24 protein-coding genes are annotated in these 23,647 nt (G+C 67.2%); 14 read left to right on the top strand and 10 right to left on the bottom strand.

Translation table 11 applies throughout. The features are described 5' to 3' along the window. The first annotated feature begins 20 nt into the window (after positions 1 to 20). Positions 21 to 581 carry a polyketide synthase gene (locus ACOI2T_RS18835; protein WP_409504817.1) on the top strand — a complete coding sequence of 187 codons (561 nt, stop codon included), beginning with the start codon at positions 21 to 23 and terminating at the stop codon, positions 579 to 581. Positions 582 to 836: 255 nt separating this feature from the next. Next, complete coding sequence (gene ileS / locus ACOI2T_RS18830) at positions 837 to 3,977, top strand: isoleucine--tRNA ligase (protein WP_409504818.1); 3,141 nt, start codon at positions 837 to 839, stop codon at positions 3,975 to 3,977. A 9-nt stretch (positions 3,978 to 3,986) separates the two neighbouring features. Here ileS and ACOI2T_RS18825 read toward each other — a convergent pair whose 3' ends face one another. Then, the gene (locus ACOI2T_RS18825) at positions 3,987 to 4,205 is read right to left on the bottom strand and encodes an RNA-binding S4 domain-containing protein (RefSeq protein WP_085145612.1); all 219 of its coding nucleotides are present in this window, start codon (positions 4,203 to 4,205) and stop codon (positions 3,987 to 3,989) included. A 33-nt stretch (positions 4,206 to 4,238) separates the two neighbouring features. Between ACOI2T_RS18825 and ACOI2T_RS18820 the strand changes: the two genes are divergently transcribed. Next, the gene (locus ACOI2T_RS18820; protein WP_409504819.1) at positions 4,239 to 5,636 is read left to right on the top strand and encodes a DNA polymerase IV; all 1,398 of its coding nucleotides are present in this window, start codon (positions 4,239 to 4,241) and stop codon (positions 5,634 to 5,636) included. On the opposite strand, the gene ACOI2T_RS18815 is transcribed toward ACOI2T_RS18820, so the two are convergent. Next, positions 5,618 to 6,079, bottom strand: a complete 462-nt coding sequence (locus ACOI2T_RS18815; RefSeq protein ID WP_409504820.1) for a hypothetical protein — start codon at positions 6,077 to 6,079, stop codon at positions 5,618 to 5,620. The two genes, ACOI2T_RS18820 and ACOI2T_RS18815, sit on opposite strands and share 19 nt — an antisense overlap. Before the next feature lie 22 nt (positions 6,080 to 6,101). After that, positions 6,102 to 7,049: an asparaginase gene (locus ACOI2T_RS18810; protein WP_409504821.1), complete on the bottom strand. Its 948-nt coding sequence runs from the start codon at positions 7,047 to 7,049 to the stop codon at positions 6,102 to 6,104. A 42-nt stretch (positions 7,050 to 7,091) separates the two neighbouring features. On the opposite strand from ACOI2T_RS18810, the gene lspA reads away from it, so the two are divergent. From lspA to dnaE, 5 genes are all read left to right on the top strand, one after another. After that, positions 7,092 to 7,763, top strand: coding sequence for a signal peptidase II (lspA, locus tag ACOI2T_RS18805; protein WP_067845391.1), 672 nt, complete (start codon positions 7,092 to 7,094; stop codon positions 7,761 to 7,763). A gap of 14 nt (positions 7,764 to 7,777) precedes the next feature. After that, a complete protein-coding gene (locus tag ACOI2T_RS18800; protein WP_198538805.1) occupies positions 7,778 to 8,692 on the top strand; it encodes an RluA family pseudouridine synthase in 915 nt (304 codons plus the stop codon). Then, complete coding sequence (rarD, locus tag ACOI2T_RS18795; protein ID WP_409504822.1) at positions 8,689 to 9,621, top strand: EamA family transporter RarD; 933 nt, start codon at positions 8,689 to 8,691, stop codon at positions 9,619 to 9,621. Before ACOI2T_RS18800 ends, rarD begins: the two co-directional genes overlap by 4 nt. Before the next feature lie 111 nt (positions 9,622 to 9,732). Further along, complete coding sequence (locus ACOI2T_RS18790) at positions 9,733 to 10,374, top strand: TetR/AcrR family transcriptional regulator (RefSeq protein WP_409504823.1); 642 nt, start codon at positions 9,733 to 9,735, stop codon at positions 10,372 to 10,374. A 69-nt stretch (positions 10,375 to 10,443) separates the two neighbouring features. Beyond that, positions 10,444 to 13,995 carry a DNA polymerase III subunit alpha gene (gene dnaE, locus ACOI2T_RS18785; protein WP_067845407.1) on the top strand — a complete coding sequence of 1,184 codons (3,552 nt, stop codon included), beginning with the start codon at positions 10,444 to 10,446 and terminating at the stop codon, positions 13,993 to 13,995. Positions 13,996 to 14,003: 8 nt separating this feature from the next. Here the strand turns inward: dnaE and ACOI2T_RS18780 are convergent, their stop codons facing one another. After that, positions 14,004 to 14,456 (bottom strand): PPOX class F420-dependent oxidoreductase, encoded by a 453-nt coding sequence (locus ACOI2T_RS18780; RefSeq protein WP_409504824.1) that lies wholly within the window; start codon positions 14,454 to 14,456, stop codon positions 14,004 to 14,006. A 60-nt stretch (positions 14,457 to 14,516) separates the two neighbouring features. Here ACOI2T_RS18780 and ACOI2T_RS18775 point away from each other — a divergent pair, with 60 nt between their 5' ends. After that, positions 14,517 to 14,900 carry a MerR family transcriptional regulator gene (locus tag ACOI2T_RS18775; protein WP_409504825.1) on the top strand — a complete coding sequence of 128 codons (384 nt, stop codon included), beginning with the start codon at positions 14,517 to 14,519 and terminating at the stop codon, positions 14,898 to 14,900. Here the strand turns inward: ACOI2T_RS18775 and ACOI2T_RS18770 are convergent. The 4 genes from ACOI2T_RS18770 to ACOI2T_RS18755 form a co-directional block, all read right to left on the bottom strand. Next, entirely contained in the window at positions 14,879 to 15,625 is a 747-nt protein-coding gene (locus ACOI2T_RS18770; RefSeq protein ID WP_421877349.1) for an LLM class flavin-dependent oxidoreductase, read from the bottom strand. The two genes, ACOI2T_RS18775 and ACOI2T_RS18770, sit on opposite strands and share 22 nt — an antisense overlap. 42 nt (positions 15,626 to 15,667) lie before the next feature. After that, a complete protein-coding gene (locus ACOI2T_RS18765; RefSeq protein WP_409504826.1) occupies positions 15,668 to 15,826 on the bottom strand; it encodes an LLM class flavin-dependent oxidoreductase in 159 nt (52 codons plus the stop codon). A 66-nt stretch (positions 15,827 to 15,892) separates the two neighbouring features. Beyond that, positions 15,893 to 17,215: an MFS transporter gene (locus ACOI2T_RS18760; protein WP_409504827.1), complete on the bottom strand. Its 1,323-nt coding sequence runs from the start codon at positions 17,213 to 17,215 to the stop codon at positions 15,893 to 15,895. A 20-nt stretch (positions 17,216 to 17,235) separates the two neighbouring features. Next, entirely contained in the window at positions 17,236 to 18,036 is an 801-nt protein-coding gene (locus tag ACOI2T_RS18755; RefSeq protein WP_409504828.1) for an IclR family transcriptional regulator, read from the bottom strand. Positions 18,037 to 18,120: 84 nt separating this feature from the next. On the opposite strand from ACOI2T_RS18755, the gene ACOI2T_RS18750 reads away from it, so the two are divergent. Further along, positions 18,121 to 19,287 (top strand): mandelate racemase/muconate lactonizing enzyme family protein, encoded by a 1,167-nt coding sequence (locus ACOI2T_RS18750; protein WP_421874025.1) that lies wholly within the window; start codon positions 18,121 to 18,123, stop codon positions 19,285 to 19,287. A 3-nt stretch (positions 19,288 to 19,290) separates the two neighbouring features. Beyond that, the gene (locus ACOI2T_RS18745) at positions 19,291 to 20,199 is read left to right on the top strand and encodes a dihydrodipicolinate synthase family protein (RefSeq protein WP_409504830.1); all 909 of its coding nucleotides are present in this window, start codon (positions 19,291 to 19,293) and stop codon (positions 20,197 to 20,199) included. A 15-nt stretch (positions 20,200 to 20,214) separates the two neighbouring features. Here ACOI2T_RS18745 and ACOI2T_RS18740 read toward each other — a convergent pair whose 3' ends face one another. Next, positions 20,215 to 21,048 carry a class I SAM-dependent methyltransferase gene (locus tag ACOI2T_RS18740; RefSeq protein ID WP_409504831.1) on the bottom strand — a complete coding sequence of 278 codons (834 nt, stop codon included), beginning with the start codon at positions 21,046 to 21,048 and terminating at the stop codon, positions 20,215 to 20,217. Positions 21,049 to 21,172: 124 nt separating this feature from the next. Between ACOI2T_RS18740 and ACOI2T_RS18735 the strand changes: the two genes are divergently transcribed. After that, entirely contained in the window at positions 21,173 to 21,574 is a 402-nt protein-coding gene (locus tag ACOI2T_RS18735; protein ID WP_409504832.1) for an SRPBCC family protein, read from the top strand. On the opposite strand, the gene ACOI2T_RS18730 is transcribed toward ACOI2T_RS18735, so the two are convergent. Further along, positions 21,571 to 21,801 (bottom strand): hypothetical protein, encoded by a 231-nt coding sequence (locus ACOI2T_RS18730; RefSeq protein WP_409504833.1) that lies wholly within the window; start codon positions 21,799 to 21,801, stop codon positions 21,571 to 21,573. The genes ACOI2T_RS18735 and ACOI2T_RS18730 overlap by 4 nt on opposite strands. Positions 21,802 to 21,891: 90 nt before the next feature. On the opposite strand from ACOI2T_RS18730, the gene ACOI2T_RS18725 reads away from it, so the two are divergent. Together ACOI2T_RS18725 and ilvA are read left to right on the top strand one after the other, a co-directional pair. Further along, entirely contained in the window at positions 21,892 to 22,329 is a 438-nt protein-coding gene (locus tag ACOI2T_RS18725; RefSeq protein WP_409504834.1) for a nitroreductase family deazaflavin-dependent oxidoreductase, read from the top strand. Positions 22,330 to 22,357: 28 nt separating this feature from the next. After that, positions 22,358 to 23,638 carry a threonine ammonia-lyase IlvA gene (ilvA, locus tag ACOI2T_RS18720; protein ID WP_067845439.1) on the top strand — a complete coding sequence of 427 codons (1,281 nt, stop codon included), beginning with the start codon at positions 22,358 to 22,360 and terminating at the stop codon, positions 23,636 to 23,638. Positions 23,639 to 23,647 lie beyond the last annotated feature (9 nt).

Genomic DNA, 23,647 nt, shown 5'->3' with positions numbered 1-23,647 from the left:
GTATGGCTAGCGTTGACGGCATGGCTGCTCCTCTATTGACCGGCGCGTCGGGCGTGACGTGCTGGATTGCTGATCACGCCACCGCCACGCCACCCCGTCCCGTCGACCTGTCGACGACCTCGAATGTCCTCGACAGCGTCCTCGCCGCCGAACTCCACGGCGCGCGGGCCGCGATGGGATGCGCTGCCGAAGACATCCTGGTGGCGGCATTGGGACGTACCGTCGCGCGGGTGATCGGTGACGGAATCCTCGTCGTCGATGTCGACACGCACGACGGCGCATCGCGCCGCGTCGCCGTGCCGTGCGTATCGCAACGCGGCCTGTCGGGGTCCGAACTGCTGGCCACGGCTCGCTCGGCGACGACCGGTACCGCCCCCATCGGGGCTGCCGTACGCATCGGTTACGGCGAAGGCGTCTTCGCCGAGCCCGGCGAGTACCTGTTGGAGCTGCGCGTGCACCCCGGTCCGGCCGGTGGGCTCACGGTCGACTGGTCGTTCGACGTCCGCAGTTTCGATGCCTACACCGTCGAGGAGTTGGCCGAACAGTTCCCGTCGGCGCTCATCGAGGTGACGTCCGGTTAGCCCGGGCAACCCGATTTGCGTCGGCCTTTAAACTTGATGCATCGGCGCTGATCCGGCCATCACCGGGGAGCCTTCGGAAGAACGGCCGCGGCGGGTCTCGTCCCGCCCGGCCAAGTAGAACCGAACGGGTGGGCCCGTCATCGCCCGACAGTTGAGCGGCGCGCATTCTGCGCGCAAGCGGGGTGGTACCGCGGCGCTCGCGCACCGGCGCGACGTCGTCCCCGTGCCGAACTTCAGGCACAGGAGACGAAGCCAGTGACCGCCTATCCCAAGCCGGCCGCACCGAACTTCCCCGAGCGGGAGCTCGAGGTGCTCGACTACTGGGCCCGCGACGACACCTTCCGGGCGAGTGTCGAGCGGCGCGACGGCGCCGAGGAGTACGTCTTCTACGACGGGCCGCCGTTCGCCAACGGCCTGCCGCACTACGGCCATCTGCTGACCGGTTACGTCAAGGACATCGTGCCGCGCTACCGCACCATGCGCGGCTACAAGGTCGAGCGGCGATTCGGCTGGGACACCCACGGGCTGCCTGCGGAGCTGGAGGTCCAGCGCCAGCTCGGCATCACCGACAAAGCCCAGATCGAAGAGATGGGCATCGAGAAGTTCAACGACGCGTGTCGTGCCTCGGTGCTCAAGTACACCGACGAATGGCAGGCCTACGTGACCCGGCAGGCCCGTTGGGTGGACTTCGACAACGACTACAAGACCCTCGACCCGTCGTTCATGGAATCGGTCATCTGGGCCTTCAAGCAGTTGTGGGACAAGGGTCTGGCCTACGAGGGCAACCGCGTGCTGCCGTACTGCTGGAACGACGAGACCCCGCTGTCCAGCCACGAACTCCGCATGGACGACGACGTCTACCAGAGCCGCCAGGATCCGGCGCTGACCGTCGGCTTCCGGGTCGAAGGCGGCGAGCTGGATGGCGCCTACCTGCTGATCTGGACCACCACACCGTGGACCTTGCCGTCGAACCAGGCTGTCGCCGTCAACCCCGACGTGACCTATGTGCAGGTCGAGGGTGCCGACGGCCGTCGGTACGTGCTCGCCGAGGCCAGGCTTGCGGCGTATGCCAGGGAGTTGGGTGAGGAGCCCAGGATCGTCGGCACATATTCCGGGCGCGATCTGCTCGGCATCCGCTATCTGCCGCCTTTCCCGTATTTCATGGGCTCGCCCAACGCTTTCCAGGTGTTGCGTGCCGAGTTCGTCAGCACCGAGGACGGTACGGGCATCGTCCACATGTCGCCGGCATACGGCGAGGACGACAAGGCCACGGCCGATGCCGCCGACATCGTTGCCGTCACGCCCGTCGACTCCAAGGGCCGTTTCGACGAGACCGTGCCGGACTACGCGGGACAGCATGTGTTCGACGCCAACCCGCAGATCATCCGTGACCTCAAGAACGGCGACGGGTCCGCGGGAGTCAACGGTGCGGTGCTGCTGCGCCACGAAACCTACGAGCACTCCTATCCGCACTGCTGGCGTTGCCGTAATCCGTTGATCTACCGCGCCGTATCGTCGTGGTTCGTCCGCGTGACCGAGTTCCGGGACCGGATGGTCGAGCTCAACCAACAGATCACCTGGTACCCCGAGCATGTCAAGGACGGCCAGTTCGGCAAGTGGCTGCAGGGCGCCCGGGACTGGTCGATCTCACGAAACCGCTACTGGGGCACCCCGATTCCGGTGTGGAAGTCCGACGATCCGGCCTACCCGCGGATCGATGTGTACGGCAGCCTCGACGAACTCGAACGCGACTTCGGAGTACGGCCGACGAACCTGCACCGGCCCTACATCGACGAACTGACCCGCCCCAATCCCGATGACCCCACCGGGAAATCGACCATGCGCCGTATCGAGGACGTGCTCGACGTGTGGTTCGACTCCGGTTCGATGCCTTACGCGCAGGTTCACTACCCGTTCGAGAACCAGAAGTGGTTCGACGGCGTGAGCGGCAACGGCGATGCGGCAGGAGCAGACGCGCACTTCCCCGGAGACTTCATCGTCGAGTACATCGGCCAGACCCGCGGCTGGTTCTACACCCTGCACGTGCTGGCGACGGCGCTGTTCGACAAGCCGGCCTTCAAAACCTGTGTGTCGCACGGCATCGTGCTCGGCAACGACGGCCAGAAGATGAGCAAGTCGCTGCGCAACTACCCCGACGTCAGCGAGGTGTTCGACCGCGACGGGTCCGACGCCATGCGGTGGTTCCTGATGGCCTCGCCGATCCTGCGCGGCGGCAACCTCATCGTGACCGAGCAGGGCATCCGTGAAGGTGTCCGCCAGGTACTGCTGCCGCTCTGGAACGCCTACAGCTTCCTGGCGCTGTACGCACCCGAAAAGGGCAAGTGGCGTACGAATTCGGCGAATGTGCTCGATCGCTACATCCTCGCCAAGCTCGCGCAGTTGCGCGACGACCTCACCGCCGCGCTGGACGTCTGCGACATCTCGGGGGCCTGTGACGAGCTGCGGCAGTTCACCGAGGCGCTGACGAACTGGTATGTGCGCCGGTCACGTTCGCGCTTCTGGGAAGAAGATGCCGATGCCATCGACACGCTGCACACCGTCCTCGAGGTGACGTGCCGGCTGGCCGCGCCGCTGCTGCCGCTTGCCACGGAAGTGATCTGGCGTGGCCTGACCGGTGAGCGCTCGGTGCACCTGACCGACTGGCCGGAGGCCGGCGTGCTGCCCAAGGACCCGGATCTGGTCGCGGCGATGGACCAGGTGCGCGAGGTGTGCTCGGTGGGGTCCTCGCTGCGCAAGGCCAAGAAACTGCGCGTCCGCCTGCCACTTCCCAAACTCACTGTGGCGGTGGAGAATCCGGACAGTCTGGCCCCGTTCGCCGAGCTGATCGCCGACGAACTCAACGTCAAGCAGGTCGAATTGACCGACGATGTCCCGGCCTATGGACGGTTCGACCTGGCGGTCAACGCGCGGGCGGCAGGCCCGCGTATCGGCAAGGACGTCCAGGCTGCGATCAAGGCGGTCAAGGCGGGGGAGGGCGTGGTGAACCCCGACGGCACGCTCACCGCGGGCCCGGTGGTACTGCAGCCCGAGGAGTACACCTCGAAGTTGGTTGCCGCCGACCCGGAGTGGACCGCTGCGTTGCCTGACGGTACGGGCCTGGTGGTGCTGGACGGCACGGTGACCGAGGAACTGGAGGCCGAGGGCTGGGCGAAGGACCGGATCCGCGAACTGCAGGAGCTGCGCAAGTCGACGGGGCTTGAGGTTTCGGACCGGATCTTCGTGCAGATGTCGGTACCGGCGGACTACCTGGCGTGGGCACGCACCCACCGTGACCTCATCGCGGGCGAAATCCTGGCCACCAGTTTCGAATTCACCGATGTCGCCGACGGAGCAGAGATAGGCGACGGCGTCCGGGTGGAGATCACGAAGGCGTGACCGCGGGGGTCAGCCCCGGCTGACGCGCGCTGACCGCGATCCGAGCGACACCTCGTCACCCGGGCGCAGTTGGCGGCCGCGCCGCAGCTCCACGTCGCCGTTGACCGTCACCAAACCATCGGCGATCGCGGCCTTGGCGTCGGCGCCGCTGTCGATCAGCGCGGCGAGTTTGAGGAACTGCCCCAGGCGAATCGACTCGTCGCTGATCGGCACGTCATCCGGCTCCATGCTGGTCAGGCTAACGCTTTAGCATCGGCAGTCATGGAGGGCGCCGCATTCGGGGTTGCGAGCGGACGCTGGGTCCTGCACCTGGACATGGATGCGTTCTTCGCATCGGTCGAGCAGCTGACCCGGCCGACGCTGCGCGGACGGCCCGTGCTGGTCGGCGGCCTGGGCGGGCGCGGCGTCGTGGCCGGCGCGAGCTACGAGGCCCGGCGCTACGGCGCACGCTCGGCGATGCCGATGCACCAGGCCCGCAGACTCGTCGGTGCCCCCGCCGTCGTGCTTCCACCGCGCGGCGCGGTCTACGGCGTGGCCAGCCGTCGGGCGCTCGACACCGTGCGCAGTGTCGTCCCCGTACTCGAACAACTCTCGTTCGACGAAGCGTTCGGCGAGCCGGCCGAACTGGTGGGTGCCGGCGCCGCCGATGTCGAGATGTTCTGCCAGCATCTGCGCGCCAAGGTACTGGCCGAGACCGGTCTGGTGGCCTCCGTCGGCGCGGGCTCGGGCAAGCAGATCGCCAAGATCGCGTCGGGGCTCGCCAAGCCCGACGGTATCCGCGTCGTGACTCGCGACGAGGAGGCCCTACTACTCGAAGGCCTTCCGGTGCGCCGGCTGTGGGGGATCGGCCCGGTCGCCGAGGAGAAGCTGCACCGGTTGGGCATCGAGACCGTCGGCGCGTTCGCGGCACTGTCGGACACCGAAGCCGCCAGCGTGCTCGGCACGACGATCGGCCCCGCACTGCACCGGCTGGCCCGCGGCATCGATGACCGGCCGGTGGCGGAACGGGCCGAGGCCAAGCAGATCAGCGCGGAATCGACGTTCCCAGAAGATCTCACGACCCTGGCACAGCTGCGGGACGCCATCGGCCCGATCGGTGAGCACGCGCATCGGCGCCTGGAGAAGGACGGCCGCGGGGCGCGCACGGTGACCGTCAAGCTGAAGAAATCCGACATGAGCACGCTGACCCGGTCCGCCACGTTGGCGTACGCGACCACCGAGTCGGCCACACTCATCGGTACGGCGCGCCGGCTGCTGCTCGACCCTGTGGAAGTGGGTCCGATTCGCCTTGTCGGCGTTGGCTTTTCGGGATTGACCGACACCAGGCAAGAATCGCTGTTCCCGGATCTGGAGCAGCCGCAGGAGATAGCGGACACGCACCAGCCGGCGTACGCGGCCGATCCCGGCGCGCCGGCCGCGCAGCCCGCGTCCGTCTGGCGGATCGGTGACGATGTCAGCCACCCCGACCACGGGCACGGCTGGGTGCAGGGCGCCGGCCACGGCGTGATGACGGTGCGGTTCGAGACCAGGGCGTCCGGACCCGGGCCTGCGCGCACGTTCGCCGAGGACACGCCGGGGTTCACGCGCGCCAATCCGGTCGACAGCCTGGACTGGGCCGACTACCTCGACGGCCTTACCGACTACCAGAGCATGCCGTAGCCTGCCGACAGGATGAAGCCGTGCCGGCCGTAGGTCTTGCACGTCACCGTGCCCTGGTAGCCGACACCACAACTGGCTCCCCAGTTCTCCAGCCGGTGCCCCTCGGGCAGGACGTCGACGTCGCGCGTGAACGACGGGTGGTCGGAGAACCGGTACGTCGCGGCGACGCCGCTGTTGACCACGGTCTGGTTCATGCCGGGCGGCGCGTCGATCGGCACCGCATCGCATCCCACCGGGCCGCCGTTGGGTCCGATGCCACAGGCCCGGCCGTCCGGCGTCTTGAAGAACACGCCGTAGAAGTCGGTGGGCGAGCTGTAGTGCCCTTGCGCGATCGGATAGCGGTCGATGTCGTCGGCGCCGACCGGCGGATCGGCCGCGGCGGCCGGTGCCGCGGCAAGCCCCAACAGGCCGATCGCGGCAACTGCGATGAAGTGTTGGCGCATAGGTTTCATTGAACCGGCGACGTCAACCCCAGACATCCACGATCTCGGCAACCGGCCGGCCGGAAGCCAGTGCCGCCATCAACAAGACCCTGGCCTGTGCCGGCCTCAGCCGCGACATCACCACCGCCCCGGCGTCCACCAGGTCCCGGCCAGGCCCGTACTCCGGGCGGACCGGCCCGTCGGGCACGCGGGTGGACACCGCGACGACGACGCCGCCGCGACAGTGCCGTCGAACTCCGTCGATCAGCGACGTGCCGGCATTGCCCGAGCCCATCGCCTCCAGCACGATGCCGCGGGCCCCGGCCGCCACACCGGCGTCCAGTGCGGCGGTGTCTGCGCCGGGGTAGGTGGCGACGGTGTCGACGCGCGGCGCATCCGCGGCAACCAGGGCGCCGAGGAAGGGACGCGTCTTCTGCGCGGAAACCTCCAACCCGTCGCGGTCGACGGTTCCCAGGCGGCTACCGGTGAACGCGGCAAGGTCGCTCGTGGACCGCTTGCGCATACCGAGGGGCTGCCACACCGCGCCGGCGAAGCTCACCACGACGCCGAGACCGCGGGCCCGCGGGCTGGACGCCACCACCAGCGCGTCGCGCAGGTTGGCCGGTCCATCGCTGTCCGGCGCGTCGGAGCCGCGCTGGGCGCCGGTCAGGACGACGGGCACACTGCCGGCATAGGTGAGCTCCAGCCACAGCGCGGTCTCTTCCATGGTGTCGGTGCCGTGGGTCACCACGACGCCGTCCGCCGTTTCGGCAGCCGTCGCGACGGCGGCTCGGATACGGTCCCACTCGGCCGGCCCCAGCAGTGCGCTGTCGACCGTCATCAGGTCGATCACCTGCACGTTGCCCGCGGTCGGCAGGCCCGCCATGAGGTCGGCGCCATGGAGCGTCGGACGCCGTACGCCCGCGCTGTCGGTGCTGGTCGATATGGTGCCGCCAGTGGTGATCACGACGATGTCAGCAGCCCGGGTCACGGTCGCGATTGTTCCGCACCGGCACTTTGGGATGATGGGGGAGTGACTGATGAAACGTCAGGGCCGGCGGAGCCGGTGACCGACGCACCCGGGGATGCCGAATCCCCTGCACCGCCCAGGCGTCGGCTACGCCTGCTGCTCACGGTCGCCGGAGTGGTGTTGTTCCTCGACGTCGTGACCAAGGTGCTCGCGGTGCGGCTCCTGACGCCCGGTCAGCCGGTGTCGATCATCGGAGACACCGTCACGTGGACCCTGGTGCGCAACTCGGGGGCGGCGTTCTCGATGGCCACCGGCTACACCTGGGTGCTGACGCTCATCGCGACCGGTGTGGTGATCGGAATCGTCTGGATGGGCCGGCGGCTCGTATCGCCATGGTGGGCGATCGGGCTCGGCATGATCCTGGGCGGCGCGACAGGCAATCTGGTCGACCGGTTCTTCCGGTCACCGGGCCCGCTGCGCGGCCATGTCGTCGATTTCTTCTCGGTCGGCTGGTGGCCGGTGTTCAACGTGGCCGACCCGTCGGTGGTGGGTGGCGCGATCCTGCTGGTGGCGCTCTCGCTGTTCGGGTTCGATTTCGACACGGTCGGTCGCCGGCGGCCGGATGCGCCGTCGGGTGCGGATGCGCAGCCCGCCGACCCCCCGGCGAAACCCGCCGGTGAGGTCGCCCAAACCGACGAATCGAGCACGGTCGGCCGCCAGGCCGAGCCCTCATAGTGGCCACCCGGTCGATGCCGGTCCCTGAGGGGCTGGCGGGCATGCGGGTCGACGCGGGCTTGGCCCGGTTGCTCGGCCTGTCCCGAACCGTCGTCGCGGCGCTCGCCGAGGAGGGCGGTGTCGACATCGACGGGGCACCGGCCGGTAAATCGGACAAGCTTGTCGCCGGGGCCTGGCTCGAGGTACGGCTACCGGAAGCGCCTGCACCGGTGGAGAACACCCCGGTCGACATCGAGGGCATGGAGATCCTGTACTCCGACGCCGACATCGTCGCGGTCGACAAACCCCCCGGGGTGGCCGCGCATGCCACGGTCGGCTGGCACGGCCCGACGGTGCTGGGCGGTTTGGCGGCCGCCGGCTTCCGGATCAGCACGTCGGGCATCCACGAGCGCCAAGGCATCGTGCACCGGCTCGATGTCGGCACGTCGGGCGTCATGGTAGTCGCGTTGTCGGAGCGCGCCTACACGGTGCTCAAACGCGCGTTCAAACAGCGCACGGTGGACAAGCGCTACCACGCGTTGGTGCAGGGCCACCCGGATCCGTCGAGCGGGACCATCGACGCGCCCATCGGCCGCCACCGCGGCCACGACTGGAAGTTCGCGGTCGTCGAGGGCGGCAGGCACAGCGTCACCCACTACGACACGCTCGAGGCGTTCCAGGCCGCGAGCCTGCTCGACATCGAACTGGAGACCGGGCGCACCCATCAGATCCGCGTGCACTTCGCGGCGCTGCACCATCCGTGTTGTGGTGACATCACCTACGGCGCCGACCCGACGCTGGCGAAAAAGCTTGGGCTCGAACGACAGTGGCTGCACGCCCGGTCGTTGGCGTTCGCCCACCCCGCCGACGGTCGCCGGATCGAGATCACCAGCCCGTACCCCGCGGACCTCCAGGACGCACTCGACAAACTACGGAACCACCAGCTGTGAGCGACAGGCGGCGGTCCGGACTCCTGTTCGGCACGGGTGCCTATACCTGGTGGGGCCTGTGCCCGGGATTCTTCCTGCTGCTGCTTCCGTCCGGGCCGCTGGAGATCCTCGCGCACCGCATCGTGTGGAGCGCGGTGTTCCTGTTCCTGGTGGTCCTCGTGGCTCGCCGCCTCGGCGATCTGCGCAGGCTCGGCGGGCGGACGTGGTTGCAGCTGGCGCTCGCGTCGGCGCTGGTGTCGGTGAACTGGGGCGTCTACATCTACGCCGTCACGCACGCACATGTGGTGGACGCCGCGCTCGGCTACTTCATCAACCCGTTGCTCAGTGTCGCGCTGGGCGTGCTCGTGTTCCGCGAGCGCATCACGCGCTGGCAGCTCGTCGCGCTGCTGCTGGCGGTCGCGGCCGTGGTGCTGCTGACCGTCGAAGTCGGCGCACCGCCCTACATCGCGTTCGCGTTGGCGTTCAGCTGGGCTTTCTATGGGTTGGTCAAGAAAGTGGTCGTTGCCGACCCGCGGGTCTCCGTGGCGGTCGAGACGCTGATCGCACTGCCGATCGCCGGGGGCTATCTCGTCGCCCTGCAGGTCCTGGGCCAGGCGAACTTCGTCAACCACGGCACCGGTCACGCGTTGCTGCTGCTGTTGGCCGGACCGGTGACGGCGATTCCGTTGTTGCTGTTCGCGGCCGCCGCACAACGACTGCCGTTGGTCACGCTCGGGCTGTTGTTCTATCTCAACCCGGCGCTGCAGATGGCCTGGGGCGTACTGATCGGGCACGAGCCCATGCCGGTGGGCCGCTGGATCGGTTTCGCGCTGATCTGGCTCGCGTTGGCGATCATGGCGGTCGAGGCGTTGGCCCGCAGATCGCGAAGATCCGAAGACTCCGCGTCCGAGATTGTCGATCGGGTGGAGCCGGAATCGTCATCACGGTGACAGGCCGACAACGACGACCGCCGGCGCGCCCTGTCAGTCGCCGGGATTAGCGCCCAAGTTTGCCGGAAGGTCTATGTTGACGCCTCCGTAGCTATGTCATAGCGTTTGCTCATGACTGAAGCTGGGGGGCTTCGGCCCAGCCGCGGACCCGGTAGGCCGGTGGGTGCGGATTCCGCGCAGACACGGGCGACCATCAAGCGCGCGGGTTGCCAGATCATCAACGAACGCGGTTATGCGGCCTTGACCTTCCAGGAAATCGCCAAGCGCACCGGGCTCAGCAGGCCCACGTTGAACTACTACTTCGCGACCAGGGCCGCGCTGTACGACTCGCTGGTCGAGGATGCCGCGGGTGTCGTCAATCGGTGCATCGACCAGGCCGGAAAACACGACGCACCGCTGAACCGCTTGGGCGCCTTGGTCGATGCGCTGGTCGACGTGTGGCATCGCGACCCGACGATGGTCGCGTTCCTGGTGAGCGCGCGACTGGAAGCCGGACGCAATCCCGCTCTGCCGAACGCGTCGGTTTCGGCGGTCCGGGGTTTCCTCGACGACGTTGTCGAGCACGCCATCGCGCGCGACGAACTGCCGCCGCACACCCAGCCGGGACCGATCGCCGAACTTCTGCACGCGATCCTGTGGGGTGTCGGCGCCTGGGCGGGATGCGGGCGTGTTCCGAACCCTCGATTGATAACCAGGCAACTTGATCAAGTACTCGGCAGGGGATTGCTGGCAGACGCCGAACGGGGAATCTGAACAGCCGGCAAAGACACGCGATCCGACACGCCCGGATGTGTCGGTGGGGCGCAATAGACTGGCGTGCCTATGAGCGGTTCATCTTCGCGGTCCTTCGTGCACCTGCATAACCACACCGAGTACTCCATGCTGGACGGCGCCGCGAAGATCACCCCGATGCTGGCCGAGGCGCAGCGGCTGGGCATGTCCGCGATCGGCATGACCGACCACGGAAACATGTTCGGCGCCAGCGAGTTCTACAACTCGGCGACCAAGGCCGGGATCAAGCCGATCATCGGTGTCGAGGCCTACATCGCCCCCGGTTCCCGGTTCGACACCAAGCGGGTTCAGTGGGGTGATCCGAGCCAGAAGGGCGACGACGTCTCGGGCAGCGGCGCCTATACGCACATGACGATGGTCGCCGAGAACGCCACGGGCCTGCGCAACCTGTTCAAGCTGTCGTCGCTGGCCTCGTTCGAAGGACAGCTCGGCAAGTGGTCGCGCATGGACGCCGAGCTCATCGCCGAACACGCCGAGGGCATCATCGCCACGACCGGCTGCCCGTCCGGCGAGGTGCAGACGCGGCTGCGGCTCGGCCACCGGCAGGAGGCGCTGGAGGCCGCCGCGAAGTGGCGCGACATCTTCGGCAAGGAGAACTTCTTCCTGGAGTTGATGGACCACGGCCTCGACATCGAGCGCCGGGTCCGCGAGGGCCTGCTGGAGATCGGGCAGAAGCTCGGCATCCCGCCACTGGCGACCAACGACTGCCATTACGTGACGCGCGAAGCATCGCAGAACCACGAAGCCCTGCTGTGCATCCAGACCGGCAAGACGCTGTCGGACCCGAACCGGTTCAAATTCGACGGCGACGGCTACTACCTCAAATCGGCCGAGGAGATGCGGGCGCTGTGGGACTCCCAGGTGCCGGGCGCGTGCGACTCGACGGTGCTCATCGGCGAACGCGTGCAGTCCTACGCCGAGGTGTGGGAGCCGACCGACCGGATGCCGGTGTTCCCGGTGCCCGACGGGCACGATCAGGCTTCCTGGCTGACGCACGAGGTGACGGCAGGTCTGCAGCGGCGCTTCCGCGGTGACGCGGTGCCTGCCGAGTACACCGAGCGCGCGGCCTACGAGATCAAGGTGATCTGCGACAAGGGCTTCCCGTCCTACTTCCTGATCGTGGCCGACCTGATCAACTACGCGCGTTCGGTGGACATCCGGGTGGGCCCCGGCCGTGGCTCGGCAGCCGGGTCGCTGGTCGCCTACGCGCTGGGCATCACCAACATCGACCCGATCCCGCACGGGCTGCTGTTCGAGCGCTTCCTCAACCCGGAGCGCCCGTCCGCCCCCGATATCGACATCGACTTCGACGACCGCCGCCGCGGCGAGATGCTGCGCTACGCGGCCAACAAGTGGGGCAGCGACCGGGTCGCCCAGGTCATCACGTTCGGCACGATCAAAACCAAAGCGGCGCTGAAGGACTCGGCACGTGTGCACTACGGGCAGCCGGGCTTCGCGATCGCCGACCGGATCACCAAGGCACTGCCGCCGCCGATCATGGCCAAGGACATCCCGGTGTCGGGGATCACCGATCCGAACCACGAGCGGTACAAGGAAGCCGCCGAGGTTCGGGCTCTGATCGACACCGATCCGGATGTGCGCACCATCTTCGAGACGGCGCGTGGCCTGGAAGGCCTGGTCCGCAACGCGGGTGTGCACGCGTGCGCGGTGATCATGAGCTCCGAGCCGCTCATCGACGCGATCCCGCTGTGGAAGCGGCCGCAGGACGGCGCCATCATCACCGGCTGGGACTATCCGTCGTGTGAGGCCATCGGCCTGCTCAAGATGGACTTCCTGGGGCTGCGCAACCTGACGATCATCGGTGACTGCATCGAGAACATCAAAGCCAACCGCGGCATCGACCTGGATCTCGAGACGCTGCCGTTCGACGACCCGGCGGCCTACGAACTGCTGGGCCGTGGCGACACCCTGGGCGTGTTCCAGCTCGACGGTGGCCCCATGCGGGATCTGCTGCGCCGTATGCAGCCCACCGGCTTCAACGACATCGTGGCAGTCCTGGCGCTGTACCGCCCCGGCCCGATGGGCATGAACGCCCACAACGACTACGCCGATCGCAAGAACGGCCGACAGGCCATCAAACCGATCCACCCCGAGCTGGAGGAGCCGCTCAAGGACATCCTGGCCGAGACCTACGGCCTGATCGTCTACCAAGAGCAGATCATGTTCATCGCGCAGAAGGTCGCCTCCTACACGATGGGCAAGGCCGACGCGCTGCGTAAGGCCATGGGTAAAAAGAAGCTCGAGGTGCTCGAAGCCGAGTACAAGGGCTTCAAGGAGGGCATGACCGCCAACGGATTCTCCGAAGGCGCGGTGAAAGCACTGTGGGACACCATCCTTCCGTTCGCCGGCTACGCGTTCAACAAGTCGCACGCCGCCGGCTACGGTCTGGTGTCCTACTGGACGGCGTACCTCAAGGCGAACTATCCCGCCGAGTACATGGCCGGTCTGCTCACGTCGGTGGGTGACGACAAGGACAAGGCCGCGGTCTACCTGGCCGATTGCCGCCGGCTCGGCATCACCGTGCTGCCGCCCGATGTCAACGAGTCGGTGCAGAACTTCGCCTCGGTGGGCGACGACATCCGGTTCGGGCTCGGCGCCATTCGTAACGTGGGCGCGAACGTCGTTGCGTCGCTTATCAATACCCGTACCGAAAAGGGCAAGTTCACCGACTTCTCGGACTATCTCAACAAGATCGACATCGCCGCCTGCAACAAGAAGGTCACCGAGTCGCTGATCAAGGCGGGCGCGTTCGATTCGCTCGGGCATCCGCGCAAGGGCCTGTTCCTGGTGCACACCGACGCCGTCGACTCGGTGCTCGGCACCAAGAAGGCCGAGGCGATGGGTCAGTTCGACCTGTTCGGCGGGGATGGGGCGGACACCGACACCGGGTACTCTGCGTTCGCGATCAAAGTGCCCGAAGAGGAGTGGGAGGACAAGCACAAGCTGGCGCTCGAACGCGAGATGCTCGGCCTGTACGTGTCCGGGCACCCGCTCAACGGCGTCGCGCACCTGCTGGCCAATCAAGTCGACACTCAGATCCCGGCCATCCTCGACGGTGACGTCGCCAATGACGCGCAGGTTCTGGTCGGCGGCATCCTGGCCTCGGTCAACCGACGGGTCAACAAGAACGGGTTGCCCTGGGCCTCAGCGCAACTCGAAGATCTCACCGGTGGCATCGAGGTGCTGTTCTTCCCGCAGACGTACTCGTTGTTCGGCGCCGAGATCGCGGACGACGTGGTGGTTCTGGTCAAGGCGAAGGTCGCCGCACGCGACGACCGGATCGCGCTGATCGCCCACGAACTGGTGGTCCCGGACTTCACGAGCGCCCAGGCGGACCGGCCGCTCGCGGTGAGTCTGCCGACCCGGCAATGCACGATCGACAAGGTGAGTGCGCTCAAACAGGTGCTGGCCAACCACCCGGGCACCGCGCAGGTGCACCTGCGGCTGATCAGTGGCGAGCGGATCACCACGCTCGAGCTCGATCAGTCGCTGCGGGTCACCCCGTCGTCGGCGCTGATGGGCGATCTCAAGGCGCTGTTGGGCCCGGGCTGCCTCGGTTAGGCGGCGCCTCACCCGTCGAGGTCGATGCGGACGATCGCGCTGTCGGGCCACACGTTCCGATCGCGGGCACGCCGCAGCTTTTCGCGCAGCGGCAGATCGCGGTGCACGTTGGTGACGCCGGGGATTTTCAGCACCGGCACGATGTTCCATTGCCAGCCGTAACGGCGATGCAGGGCCCGGTTGCCGCGTTGCGCCGCGGCGCCGGTCAGCACGGTGGCGCGTCCGGTCACCCGATCTGTGCCCGTCACGCGGCCCTTGTAGTCGCATGGCACGAGTTCGACATCGGGCCGCGCCGTGATCCGTCGCGTCTTGGGCCCGATCTTGGTGCGGAACAACATCGTTCGGCCCTCCAGCACGAACCAGATCGGGGTGTCGACGGCTGTGCCGTCGCGGCGGTACGTGCGAAGGAGTGCGTAGCGGGACCGGCGCAGGGTGTCGAGCGTGCTTGCGGTGAGTGGCATGTGTCCAAGTCAACGACTTAGAGTTGACTCTAAGTCAAGCCCTGGATCGAGGAGGTCCCGATGACCCTGACGATCGGGGAGGTGGCGCGTCGTACGGGCGTCGCGCAGACGACGCTGCGTTACTACGAGCGGGTCGGTCTCATCCCGCCGCCCGAGCGCGCCGGCGGCCAGCGGCGCTACCAAGAATCGGTCCTGGTGCGGCTTGAGGTGATTCGGCTGTGCAAGGCGGCCGGCTTCTCACTCGACGAGATCACCGTGTTGCTGGCAGACGTCACCCCAGGCCGGCCGCGGGCGCGGGCCCTGGCGGAGGCGAAGCTCACCGAGATCGATGCGCAGATGCGGTCGCTGGCTCGTGCCAGGGACATCATCGAATGGGGTATGAAGTGCACCTGCCCGTCAATTGACGCGTGCACGTGCGGAATTCACGACGCTGTGCCGGCCTGAGCGCGCACCCCACGGACGACGCTCACAAGCTCGGCAAGCATCGCCGGGTGCGGGTCGGGTGCGCCGATCCGGAGGATGACGTGCCGCGCGCCCGCCTCGACATACCGGCTGAGCCAGTCCGCGCATTCGGCGACCGACCCACCGTGGTACGCCTGAATCCCCCGCATGACGTCCAACGGCTGACGGTAGTAGGCGCGGGCGTAAGAATCGAGTTCGGCGTGCGCACGGGCCCGGTCGGCGTTGATGTTGACGGTGGCATACAGGGCAGGCGTCACCGATCGCGTGGCCCGCTCGCGGATTCGGCCCCAGGCTCGGGCATACGCGCCGGCATCGGGCAGGTACGGCAGCCAGCCGTCGTAGTGGTCGGCAACGCGCGCGATCACGCCATCGGTGTCACCGCCGGCCAGCCACAGCGGTGGACCACCGGGCCGTGCCGGTGGTAGCGCCCCGTCGAGATCGTCGACCTGCCAGTAGCGGCCGGTGAATCGACCCGTGCCGGTCCATGCCTGCCGCCATAGAGCGACGGCCTCGTCGAGCCGAGCGGCCCGCGCGCTGAATGGCATTGACACCGCATCGAATTCACGTCGGCTCTCGGGAACAGGTGCGCCCGAACCGAGCCCGAGCACCAGACGCCCACCGGACAACTGGTCGACGGTCGCGGCCTGCGCCGCCGTCAACAGCGGCGGGCGCAGGGGACCGATCAGCGCCGCCGTACCGAGAGTGATCCGGCTCGTGACCGCACTGACAGCAGCGAGCAGTGACAGCGGTTAGACCCGGGTGCGGGCGAGCAGGGAGTCGCCGGTCCAGACCGAGTCGAAACCGTAATCCTCTGCGGTACGAGCGAATTCCACGAGTCCTGCGGCGTCGTGCCGCCCGGTCATGGCAGTTTCGCGGCTGGGCAGCATGACTCCGATGCGCAACGTCACGCTTTGACGATCACTCGAGTCCGTTCCGCCGTCGATTACCCCGCGGGTAATGGCAGCAACGCAGCGTCACGCCACCACGTCGACTTGTGCGTTCGGCCCGGTGGTCTCCTTGACCCAGACGATTACCGTCACAAGGGTGATGGCTGCGGCGAGCATCAAATAGAAGGCCGGCGCGGGCGTGTAGCCCGACACCGCCGTGAGCCAGGCTGCGATGTAGGGCGCAGTACCGCCGAGCAGGCTGACCACGATATTGTACGGGATCGCGATCGCACCGGTGCGGATGCGCGACGGGAAGAGCTCAGCCATGCTGGCGTTGACCGCGCCGTCGTACGCGGCGAGCGGCAGTCCGAGGACCACCATCGCGAGCACCGCCAGCACGGCGTTTCCGAGGGTCATCAGGACGAGTGCGGGCCAGGCCAAGGCGATCAGACCGGCAGCGCCGAGGATCATCACCGGCTTGCGGCCGACCCGGTCCGACAGCAGCCCTGCCACCGGAATGCACAAGGCCACCACCGCCATACAGATCGTCGACGCTGTGAACGACTCGGCCGCGCTGAAGTGAAGAGTGCGGCTGAGGTGGCTGACCATGTACGTCTGCAACACCCAGTGTGCGACGCCTTTGAGGACAATCACCCCACCGAGGATCAGCATCGCCTTGCGGCCGGTTCGAAACGTCTCCTTCAGCGGTGACGCGGCGACCTCGCCGGATTCTTCGAGCCGGATGAACTCCGGTGTGTCATCGAGTCTCATCCGGAGATAAAGCCCGGCGATCCCGAGCGGAAGGGCGATCAAGAACGGAATACGCCAGGCGAACTCGGTCAACTGTTCGTCGCCGAAGAACAGGGTCAGAATCAGTGCCAGGCCGGCCCCCGCCACGAATGCGACGAATCCGATGCTCGCCCCGAAGCTCGTGTAGAAGCCGCGCCGGTTTCGGGGCGCGTACTCGAAGAGCAGGCCTACCGAGCTGGACGTTTCACCACCCGCGGCGAATCCCTGTACCAGACGCGCCACGATGAGCAGCATCGGTGCCAGCGCACCGATGCTCGCGTAGGTCGGCAGCACGCCGATCGCGAACGTGGCGACGGAGGTCACGATGACGGTGATCGCGAGGACGCGGTTGCGGCCGATGCGGTCTGCGAGCGGACCGAAGTAGAGGGCGCCGAGCGGCCGGATCGCGAACCCGACGGCAAAGATGGCGAAGGTCGACAGGATGGCCGAGGTCGGGTCGCCCTTCGCGAAGAAGTTGGCGGCGATGACAGATGACAAAGTTCCGTAGATACCGATGTCGAACCACTCGACGAAGTTGCCGATCGTGCCGGCGATCAGTACCCGCCGGGAGGGAGTTGTCGCCGGTGCGGCGTCGGCGTTGAGGTCGGTCGGGGCTGGCATGTGAACTCCGTCGTTCGTTGTCATGGATGTGAGGGGACAGTCGGGGTGTGGCCCAAGTAGCCGAGACTCGCGCTCACGGAGTCAGCGGCCTCGATGACGATTGCGCCGAGGGCCGCCTCGCGCTCGGACAAGCTGATGGCGGACAGGGCGCCCGACACCGAAAGCGCCGCGACGATTTCGCCGGTGTGGTCTCGGACAGGGGCGGCGATACAGGCGCGGCCCAGCGCCAGCTCCTCGACTTCGGTCGCGTAACCGCGTGTGGCACAACGCCGTAGATCGTCGTCGAGCGCATCGTGATCAGTGATCGTGCGGCTGGTGTAGGCCGCCAGTGGCCCGGCGCCGAGTAGCTCAACCCGGTAGGCGCGGGAAAGCTCAAGTATCAGGCACTTGCCCATTGCCGTCGCGTACAACGGATTGCGTTGCCCCAGAAGCGAATAGGACTTGTGCGCAAGCGGCCCTTCCACGTTCTGCAGATAGAAGAGCGAGTCGCCGCGGCGGACCGCGACATTGGCGCCGAGGCCCAGCTCCCAGGCAAGTCGCTGCGTGACGGCCCTGGACTGCCGGTAGACCGGCTCATTGTTGAGCGCAACCCCGGCCATCGCAATCACCGCCGGGCCCAGCTCGTAGAGCTGGCTGACCGGATCGCGCTTGACCAGCTCCACCGTTTCCAGCGTCGCCAGCAGTCGCGATGCCGTCGAGAGCCCGAGGTCCAGCGCGGAGGCAACATCCGAGACCCGGAGGGCGGGGCTTCTTCCGGTGAACAGTCGGAGCACCGCTGCTGCTCGTTCGACGCTCTGGTTTCCACTTTTCTCCACTGCCATGCGCCAAATAGTGGCAGTGAGTTGCATCATATGCAAGCCTCTTGCAAGGATGATGGCCGTCAATGAGATGGAACGGAGTTGCCGGTGCGCATTGCCGAAGTGACCACCTACGTGTTGAAACAGCGAGGTGAGCGGGCCTACCTGGGCGCCATGGACGACGGCGCGGAGCTCACCGCCGAGGAGGGCTACGTGGTGCGCAAACCATGGCGAAGCCTGTATTCCGGCCGGTTCGAGACCATGCTCGTCGCGGTGCGAGCGGACGATGGGCAGGTCGGCTGGGGGGAGGCACTGGCGCCCGTCGGCCCAGAGATCCCGGCCGCGGTCGTCGACCGGTTGATCGCACCACAACTGGTCGGCCAGGACCCACGGCAGGTCCGCCCGATCTGGGAGCGCTTGCGCAACCTGATGCGCGAACGGGGTCACCTCGGCGGGCACCAGGCCGACGCGCTTGCGGCGGTCGACATCGCGCTGTGGGACCTGCACGGCAAGGCCACCGGGCTCTCGGTCAGCCAGTTGTTGGGCGGGGCGCACCGCGAGCGGGTGCCCGCATACATCTCCGGCCTACCTGAACCGACGGACGAGGGCCGGGCCGCGCTCGCAGCCCGTTGGGAGCAAGCCGGCGCGCGGATGGTCAAGCTCGCACTGGGCAAGGGGGTGGGGGCCGACCTCGCGACCTTCGACGCGGTCGCGGCGGCGGCCCCCGGCCTGCGTATCGCCGTGGACGCACACTGGGCGTACCGGATCGGCGAAGCGGTCACCCTCGGCCGCGAACTCGACTCGCGGGGAGCGGTGTTCCTCGAGGCGCCGCTGGCCCCGGAAGACGTTGCCGGACACCGCGAGCTGGCTGAGCGGATCACGACGCCGATCGCAGTCGGTGAGTCCATGCGCCATCGCTACGAGTTCGCCGACTGGCTTACTCGCCGTGCGCTGCGCATCGCACAGCCTGACGTCGCACGTACCGGAATCACGGAAGCCGTCGCGATCGCCGAGCTCGCATCGGCATTCCACGTCCCGCTCGCATACCACCACTCGGTCGGGTTGGGTATCGCGCTCGCGGCCGGAATACATGTCAGCGCAGCCACGCCCGACTGCCCGTACTTCGAATTTCAGCCGGACACCGTGCCCGTCGCGCAGCGGATCCTGCGCACGCCGATAGATGCCGGCCCGACCGGGTTCGCGGTACCCACCGACCCCGGCTTGGGCATCGACGTCGATGTCGACCTGGTAGCCCATCTCGCAAAGGAGAACTGAGCAGTGCACACATCCCGGCTCGCCCCCACCGGTCTCGTCCCTATTCTGGCAACACCGTTCGACCCGGACGGACAGCTCGATCTGGCGTCGCTGAGGTCGCTCATCGAGTTTCAGATGCGCTGCGGCGTGGATGGTCTCGCGGTCTTCGGGATGGCCAGCGAAGGATTCGCCCTCACACGTGCCGAGCGTGCCGCGATCCTGCGTGAAGTCCGTGCGGTCGCCGGAAGTGAACTTCCGCTCGTCGCCGGGGTGAACGCCACCAGCACCGTCACGGCACTCGAGATGGCCGAAGAGGCCGTCGCAGGGGGTGCCGACCATCTGATGGTGCTTCCGCCGTACCTGGCCAAGCCGTCGCAGGAGCAGGTGTGGGAGTTCTTCACCGAAGTGGCGGCCACCGCGGGCGTTCCCGTCATGGTGCAGGATGCCCCCGGTGTGACGGGGGTCAACATCGATGTCGCGCAGATCGTCAAGCTCGCCGCGGTTCCGGGAATAGCGTCGGTCAAGGTGGAAGCCCCTCCCACTCCGGTGAAGATCGCCGCCATCGTCGCGGCTACGGCGACGGACTTCGCGGTCCTCGGCGGTCAGAACGCTCAGGACCTGATCGAGGAGTACGACAACGGTGCGGTCGGCACCATGCCGGCCTGCGAGTTCTCCGACCATCTGCGTGCCGTGCTCGACGCTTTCTCGGCGGGCAGGCGCGCCGAGGCTCGTGCCGCGTTCGACCGGCTGCAGCCACTGATTCGGTTAGGCGTGCGCCCTGGTCAGGCCTGGTCGGTGCACAAGCACGTTCTGGTGCGGCGGGGGATCATCGCCTCGGAAAGGGTACGGCTGCCCGCCCGGCCACTTGACGCCGTCACCCAGAAGGCGCTCGATGAGGTGCTCGCCGGGCTGACAATCGACGCAGATTGCTGAGCTCACTCGGCCAGATCAGAACCGGTAACACAGAATTCGCGCCTTGCGGGCCGCCGTTTTGCTTCTCGCGCTGAGCCTGGTGGCCACGCGTAGCCAACCCGGGAACCGGTCGACTTCGGGAGCGCGGGTGAGGCTCGCCTCCTCGATCAGGCTCAGTCTCGGGTTCCAGGTCTCCGGGTGGTGTGCGTCCTTGAATCCCGGATAGCCCCACTGGCTTCCGACGTCCTTGAACATCTTCTGCGGATACAGCTTGATGGCCGCACGGCTCACCCAGCCGATGCGTCCGTAGTCGTTGAACGCCAGTTCACCAGAAGCGAAGTGGTCTGTGACGGTCCGCAGGACGCTCACGATGACCGGCTCGCTGAGAAACGCGAACAGGCCGTCGGCCACCACCATGGTGGGGCGGTCGGCCGGGATGCCGGCCGGCCACCGGTTGTCGGCGAGCGACGCGGCTATGCAATGCGAATGCGCATGCGGCGGAAGAACCTGCTCGCGTAACGCGGTGATCCCGGGGAGATCGACGTTGTACCAGTCGACCGTGTCCGGCGGTGATACGCGATACAGACCGCTGTCGAGCCCGCCACCGAGGTCAACCACAACCGCGTCCGGGTGTTCGACGACGAATGCGCGCACCCGGTCGTCGAGCATCTTTGCGCGGAGCGCGGTTTGGCACACCACGCTGGTCTGGACTCCGAGGCCCGCGAAGTCGTAGTCGATCTGACCGACGACGTCGGCGGCGAGCGTATCGCCGAGGATCGGCCGCGCCCACTGGCTGTCGAGTGCGCGGGCATAGACCGTGAGAAATGCCGTCTGCTCGACTGGTGACAAGTGCGCGGTTGTAAGTCCCATAGGTCAGAACCTACACCTCATCGTCGACTGAACGGTGCGCCTAATCTGTTCAGCCCCTTGGGATTACACGATCCACCTACTCCGGAGAGGATGAGGGAGCGCCGGGCTGGCCTACCCTGTACACATGCGGAGCCGACACATCAGCGTGTGGATCGAAGCCTCACCCGATGCGGTTTACGCGTTCGCCGCCGATCCGCACCAGATGACGCGGTGGGCGGCCGGGCTCGCCCAAGGCGGCCTACGCCTCACGGCGGACGGATGGGTCGCCGATTCCCCGATGGGGGAGGTGAGCGTCGAATTCACACCGCCCAACGCTCATGGCGTGCTCGACCATGTCGTGCGATTGCCGTCGGGCGAAACGGTCTACAACCCGATGCGGGTGTTACCTGCCGGTGTCGGGGAGGCGCGGTGCGAGGTGGTGTTCACAGTGCGGCAGCGACCAGGGATGTCCGACGAGGAATTCGACGCGGACGCCGCAGCGGTGGCCGCTGACCTGGAGACGCTGCGCGGCCTGCTCGAAAGTTAGCGGTCCGACGACGAGAAGGTGCCGAGGGCCAGCCACACCACGGTGGCGGCCGCGGCGCCCGACAGGACCGCGGGCGCGGCGCTCAAGGTCGCGAGACCCACGAGAAGCAAAACGATGGCGCCGACGGCGAGGGCGATGACCTTGTAGGCAGGCCAGGGCACCCCGGCGATGGAGATCTCACGGTCGGCCCGGGAGGTGGCGCTGCGAAAGTTCCCGGCTGCGGTCATGTGTACAACGATAGCTCGCAAGAATGATTTCGGCCAGCCGAAACCCTGAATGAGGATCATCACTTCAAGTTGTGAGCCTAGGCTGGCGTCATGCCTCTGACCGGAGAATATGAGCCGAGTACGTCGGATTGGGCCAGGGAGAACGCGGAGACCTACATGGCTTCCGGCGGCACCCAGGGCACCGAATTGCAGGGCAGGCCGGTGATCCTGCTGACCACCGTCGGCGCCAAGACCGGCAAGATCCGCAAGACGCCGCTCATGCGGGTCGAGCACGACGGCGAGTACGCGGTCGTGGCCTCGCTGGGTGGCGCACCGAAGAACCCGGTCTGGTACTACAACGTCAAGAAGAACCCGCACGTAGAACTGCAGGACGGTGCCGCCGTCGGCGACTACGAGGCCCGCGAGGTCTTCGGCGACGAGAAGGCCGTGTGGTGGGAGCGCGCGGTGGCGGCTTTTCCCGACTACGCCGATTACCAAACGAAGACCGAGCGCCAGATTCCGGTGTTTGTCCTGACCCCGATTAAGTGAAATCGCTGGCCAGTGGCACTATTGATCGGTGACTGCCGAACTGAGCAAAGACTCCCGAGTGGCGCCGCTGACCGCGGCTGACATCGACGAGGCTGCTCAGCGAATTTCGGGTGTGGTTACCCGCAGCCCCCTGCAGATCAGCGAGCGGTTGTCGGAGGCCACCGGCGCGACCGTGTATCTCAAGCGCGAAGACTTGCAGGCCGTGCGCTCGTACAAGGTGCGCGGGGCGTTCAACCTGATGGCGCAGCTGTCGGCCGATGAACTCGCCGCAGGCGTGGTGTGTTCATCGGCAGGCAATCACGCGCAGGGCTTCGCGATGGCCTGCCGATCGATGAAGACCCACGGCCGGGTGTATGTGCCCGCCAAGACCCCGAAGCAGAAGCGCGACCGCATCCGCTATCACGGTCGCGAGTTCATCGAGCTCATCGCCGTCGGATCGACTTATGACCTGGCCGCGGCCGCCGCACTCGACGACGTCGCGCGAACCGGCGCGACGCTGGTTCCGCCGTATGACGATGTGCGCACGATGGCCGGCCAGGGCACCATCGCCGCAGAGCTGCTCGACCAACTCGACGGCGAGCCCGACCTGGTGATCGTGCCGGTCGGTGGCGGCGGCTGCATCGCCGGTATGACGACCTACCTGGCCGAGCGCACGACGGGCACCGCGGTGCTCGGCGTGGAACCCGCCGGGGCCGCGTCGATGATCGCCGCACTCTCGGCCGGTGAGCCGGTGACGCTGGAGCATGTCGATCAGTTCGTGGACGGCGCGGCCGTCGCGCGCGCCGGTGCTCTGCCGTACGCCGCTCTCGCCGCGGCCGGAAACATGGTGTCGATCACCACCGTCGACGAGGGCGCGGTCTGCACCGCCATGCTCGACCTGTACCAGAACGAGGGCATCATCGCCGAGCCCGCGGGTGCGCTGTCGGTCGCCGCGTTGTTGGAGGCCGACATCGAACCCGGATCGACGGTCGTGTGCCTGATCTCCGGCGGCAACAACGACGTGACCCGCTACAACGAGGTGCTGGAGCGCTCACTGGTTCATCTGGGCCTCAAGCACTATTTCCTCGTCGATTTCCCTCAGGAGCCTGGGGCGCTGCGTCGCTTCCTCGACGAGATCCTCGGGCCCGGCGACGACGTCACGCTGTTCGAGTACGTCAAGCGCAACAACCGGGAGACGGGCGAGGCGCTGTGCGGCATCGAATTGAGCTCGGCGGCCGATCTGGAAGGTCTGCTCGCGCGCATGGAGGCGTCGGACATCCACGTCGAGCTGCTCGAGCCGGGTTCGCCGACGTACCGCTATCTCACCTGAGGTCAGGTC

It is taken from the genome of Mycolicibacterium wolinskyi str. Jessa 2025, assembly GCF_049241375.1.
Lineage (GTDB): Bacteria > Actinomycetota > Actinomycetes > Mycobacteriales > Mycobacteriaceae > Mycobacterium > Mycobacterium wolinskyi.
This window is presented reverse-complemented; position numbering and strand designations above follow the sequence as displayed.

What these genes read in the sequence shown, in the direction of transcription:
- ACOI2T_RS18825 (WP_085145612.1), bottom strand. Translation starts at nt 4,205, where the DNA reads ATGGAGCCGGATGACGTGCCGATCAGCGACGAGTCGATTCGCCTGGGG.
- ACOI2T_RS18740 (WP_409504831.1), bottom strand. Translation starts at nt 21,048, where the DNA reads ATGGGACTTACAACCGCGCACTTGTCACCAGTCGAGCAGACGGCATTT.
- ACOI2T_RS18760 (WP_409504827.1), bottom strand. Translation starts at nt 17,215, where the DNA reads ATGCCAGCCCCGACCGACCTCAACGCCGACGCCGCACCGGCGACAACT.
- ACOI2T_RS18730 (WP_409504833.1), bottom strand. Translation starts at nt 21,801, where the DNA reads ATGACCGCAGCCGGGAACTTTCGCAGCGCCACCTCCCGGGCCGACCGT.
- ACOI2T_RS18725 (WP_409504834.1), top strand. Translation starts at nt 21,892, where the DNA reads ATGCCTCTGACCGGAGAATATGAGCCGAGTACGTCGGATTGGGCCAGG.
- ACOI2T_RS18790 (WP_409504823.1), top strand. Translation starts at nt 9,733, where the DNA reads ATGACTGAAGCTGGGGGGCTTCGGCCCAGCCGCGGACCCGGTAGGCCG.
- ACOI2T_RS18815 (WP_409504820.1), bottom strand. Translation starts at nt 6,079, where the DNA reads ATGCGCCAACACTTCATCGCAGTTGCCGCGATCGGCCTGTTGGGGCTT.
- dnaE (WP_067845407.1), top strand. Translation starts at nt 10,444, where the DNA reads ATGAGCGGTTCATCTTCGCGGTCCTTCGTGCACCTGCATAACCACACC.
- ACOI2T_RS18800 (WP_198538805.1), top strand. Translation starts at nt 7,778, where the DNA reads ATGCCGGTCCCTGAGGGGCTGGCGGGCATGCGGGTCGACGCGGGCTTG.
- ACOI2T_RS18735 (WP_409504832.1), top strand. Translation starts at nt 21,173, where the DNA reads ATGCGGAGCCGACACATCAGCGTGTGGATCGAAGCCTCACCCGATGCG.
- ACOI2T_RS18835 (WP_409504817.1), top strand. Translation starts at nt 21, where the DNA reads ATGGCTGCTCCTCTATTGACCGGCGCGTCGGGCGTGACGTGCTGGATT.
- ACOI2T_RS18820 (WP_409504819.1), top strand. Translation starts at nt 4,239, where the DNA reads ATGGAGGGCGCCGCATTCGGGGTTGCGAGCGGACGCTGGGTCCTGCAC.
- ACOI2T_RS18775 (WP_409504825.1), top strand. Translation starts at nt 14,517, where the DNA reads ATGACCCTGACGATCGGGGAGGTGGCGCGTCGTACGGGCGTCGCGCAG.
- ACOI2T_RS18780 (WP_409504824.1), bottom strand. Translation starts at nt 14,456, where the DNA reads ATGCCACTCACCGCAAGCACGCTCGACACCCTGCGCCGGTCCCGCTAC.
- ACOI2T_RS18755 (WP_409504828.1), bottom strand. Translation starts at nt 18,036, where the DNA reads ATGGCAGTGGAGAAAAGTGGAAACCAGAGCGTCGAACGAGCAGCAGCG.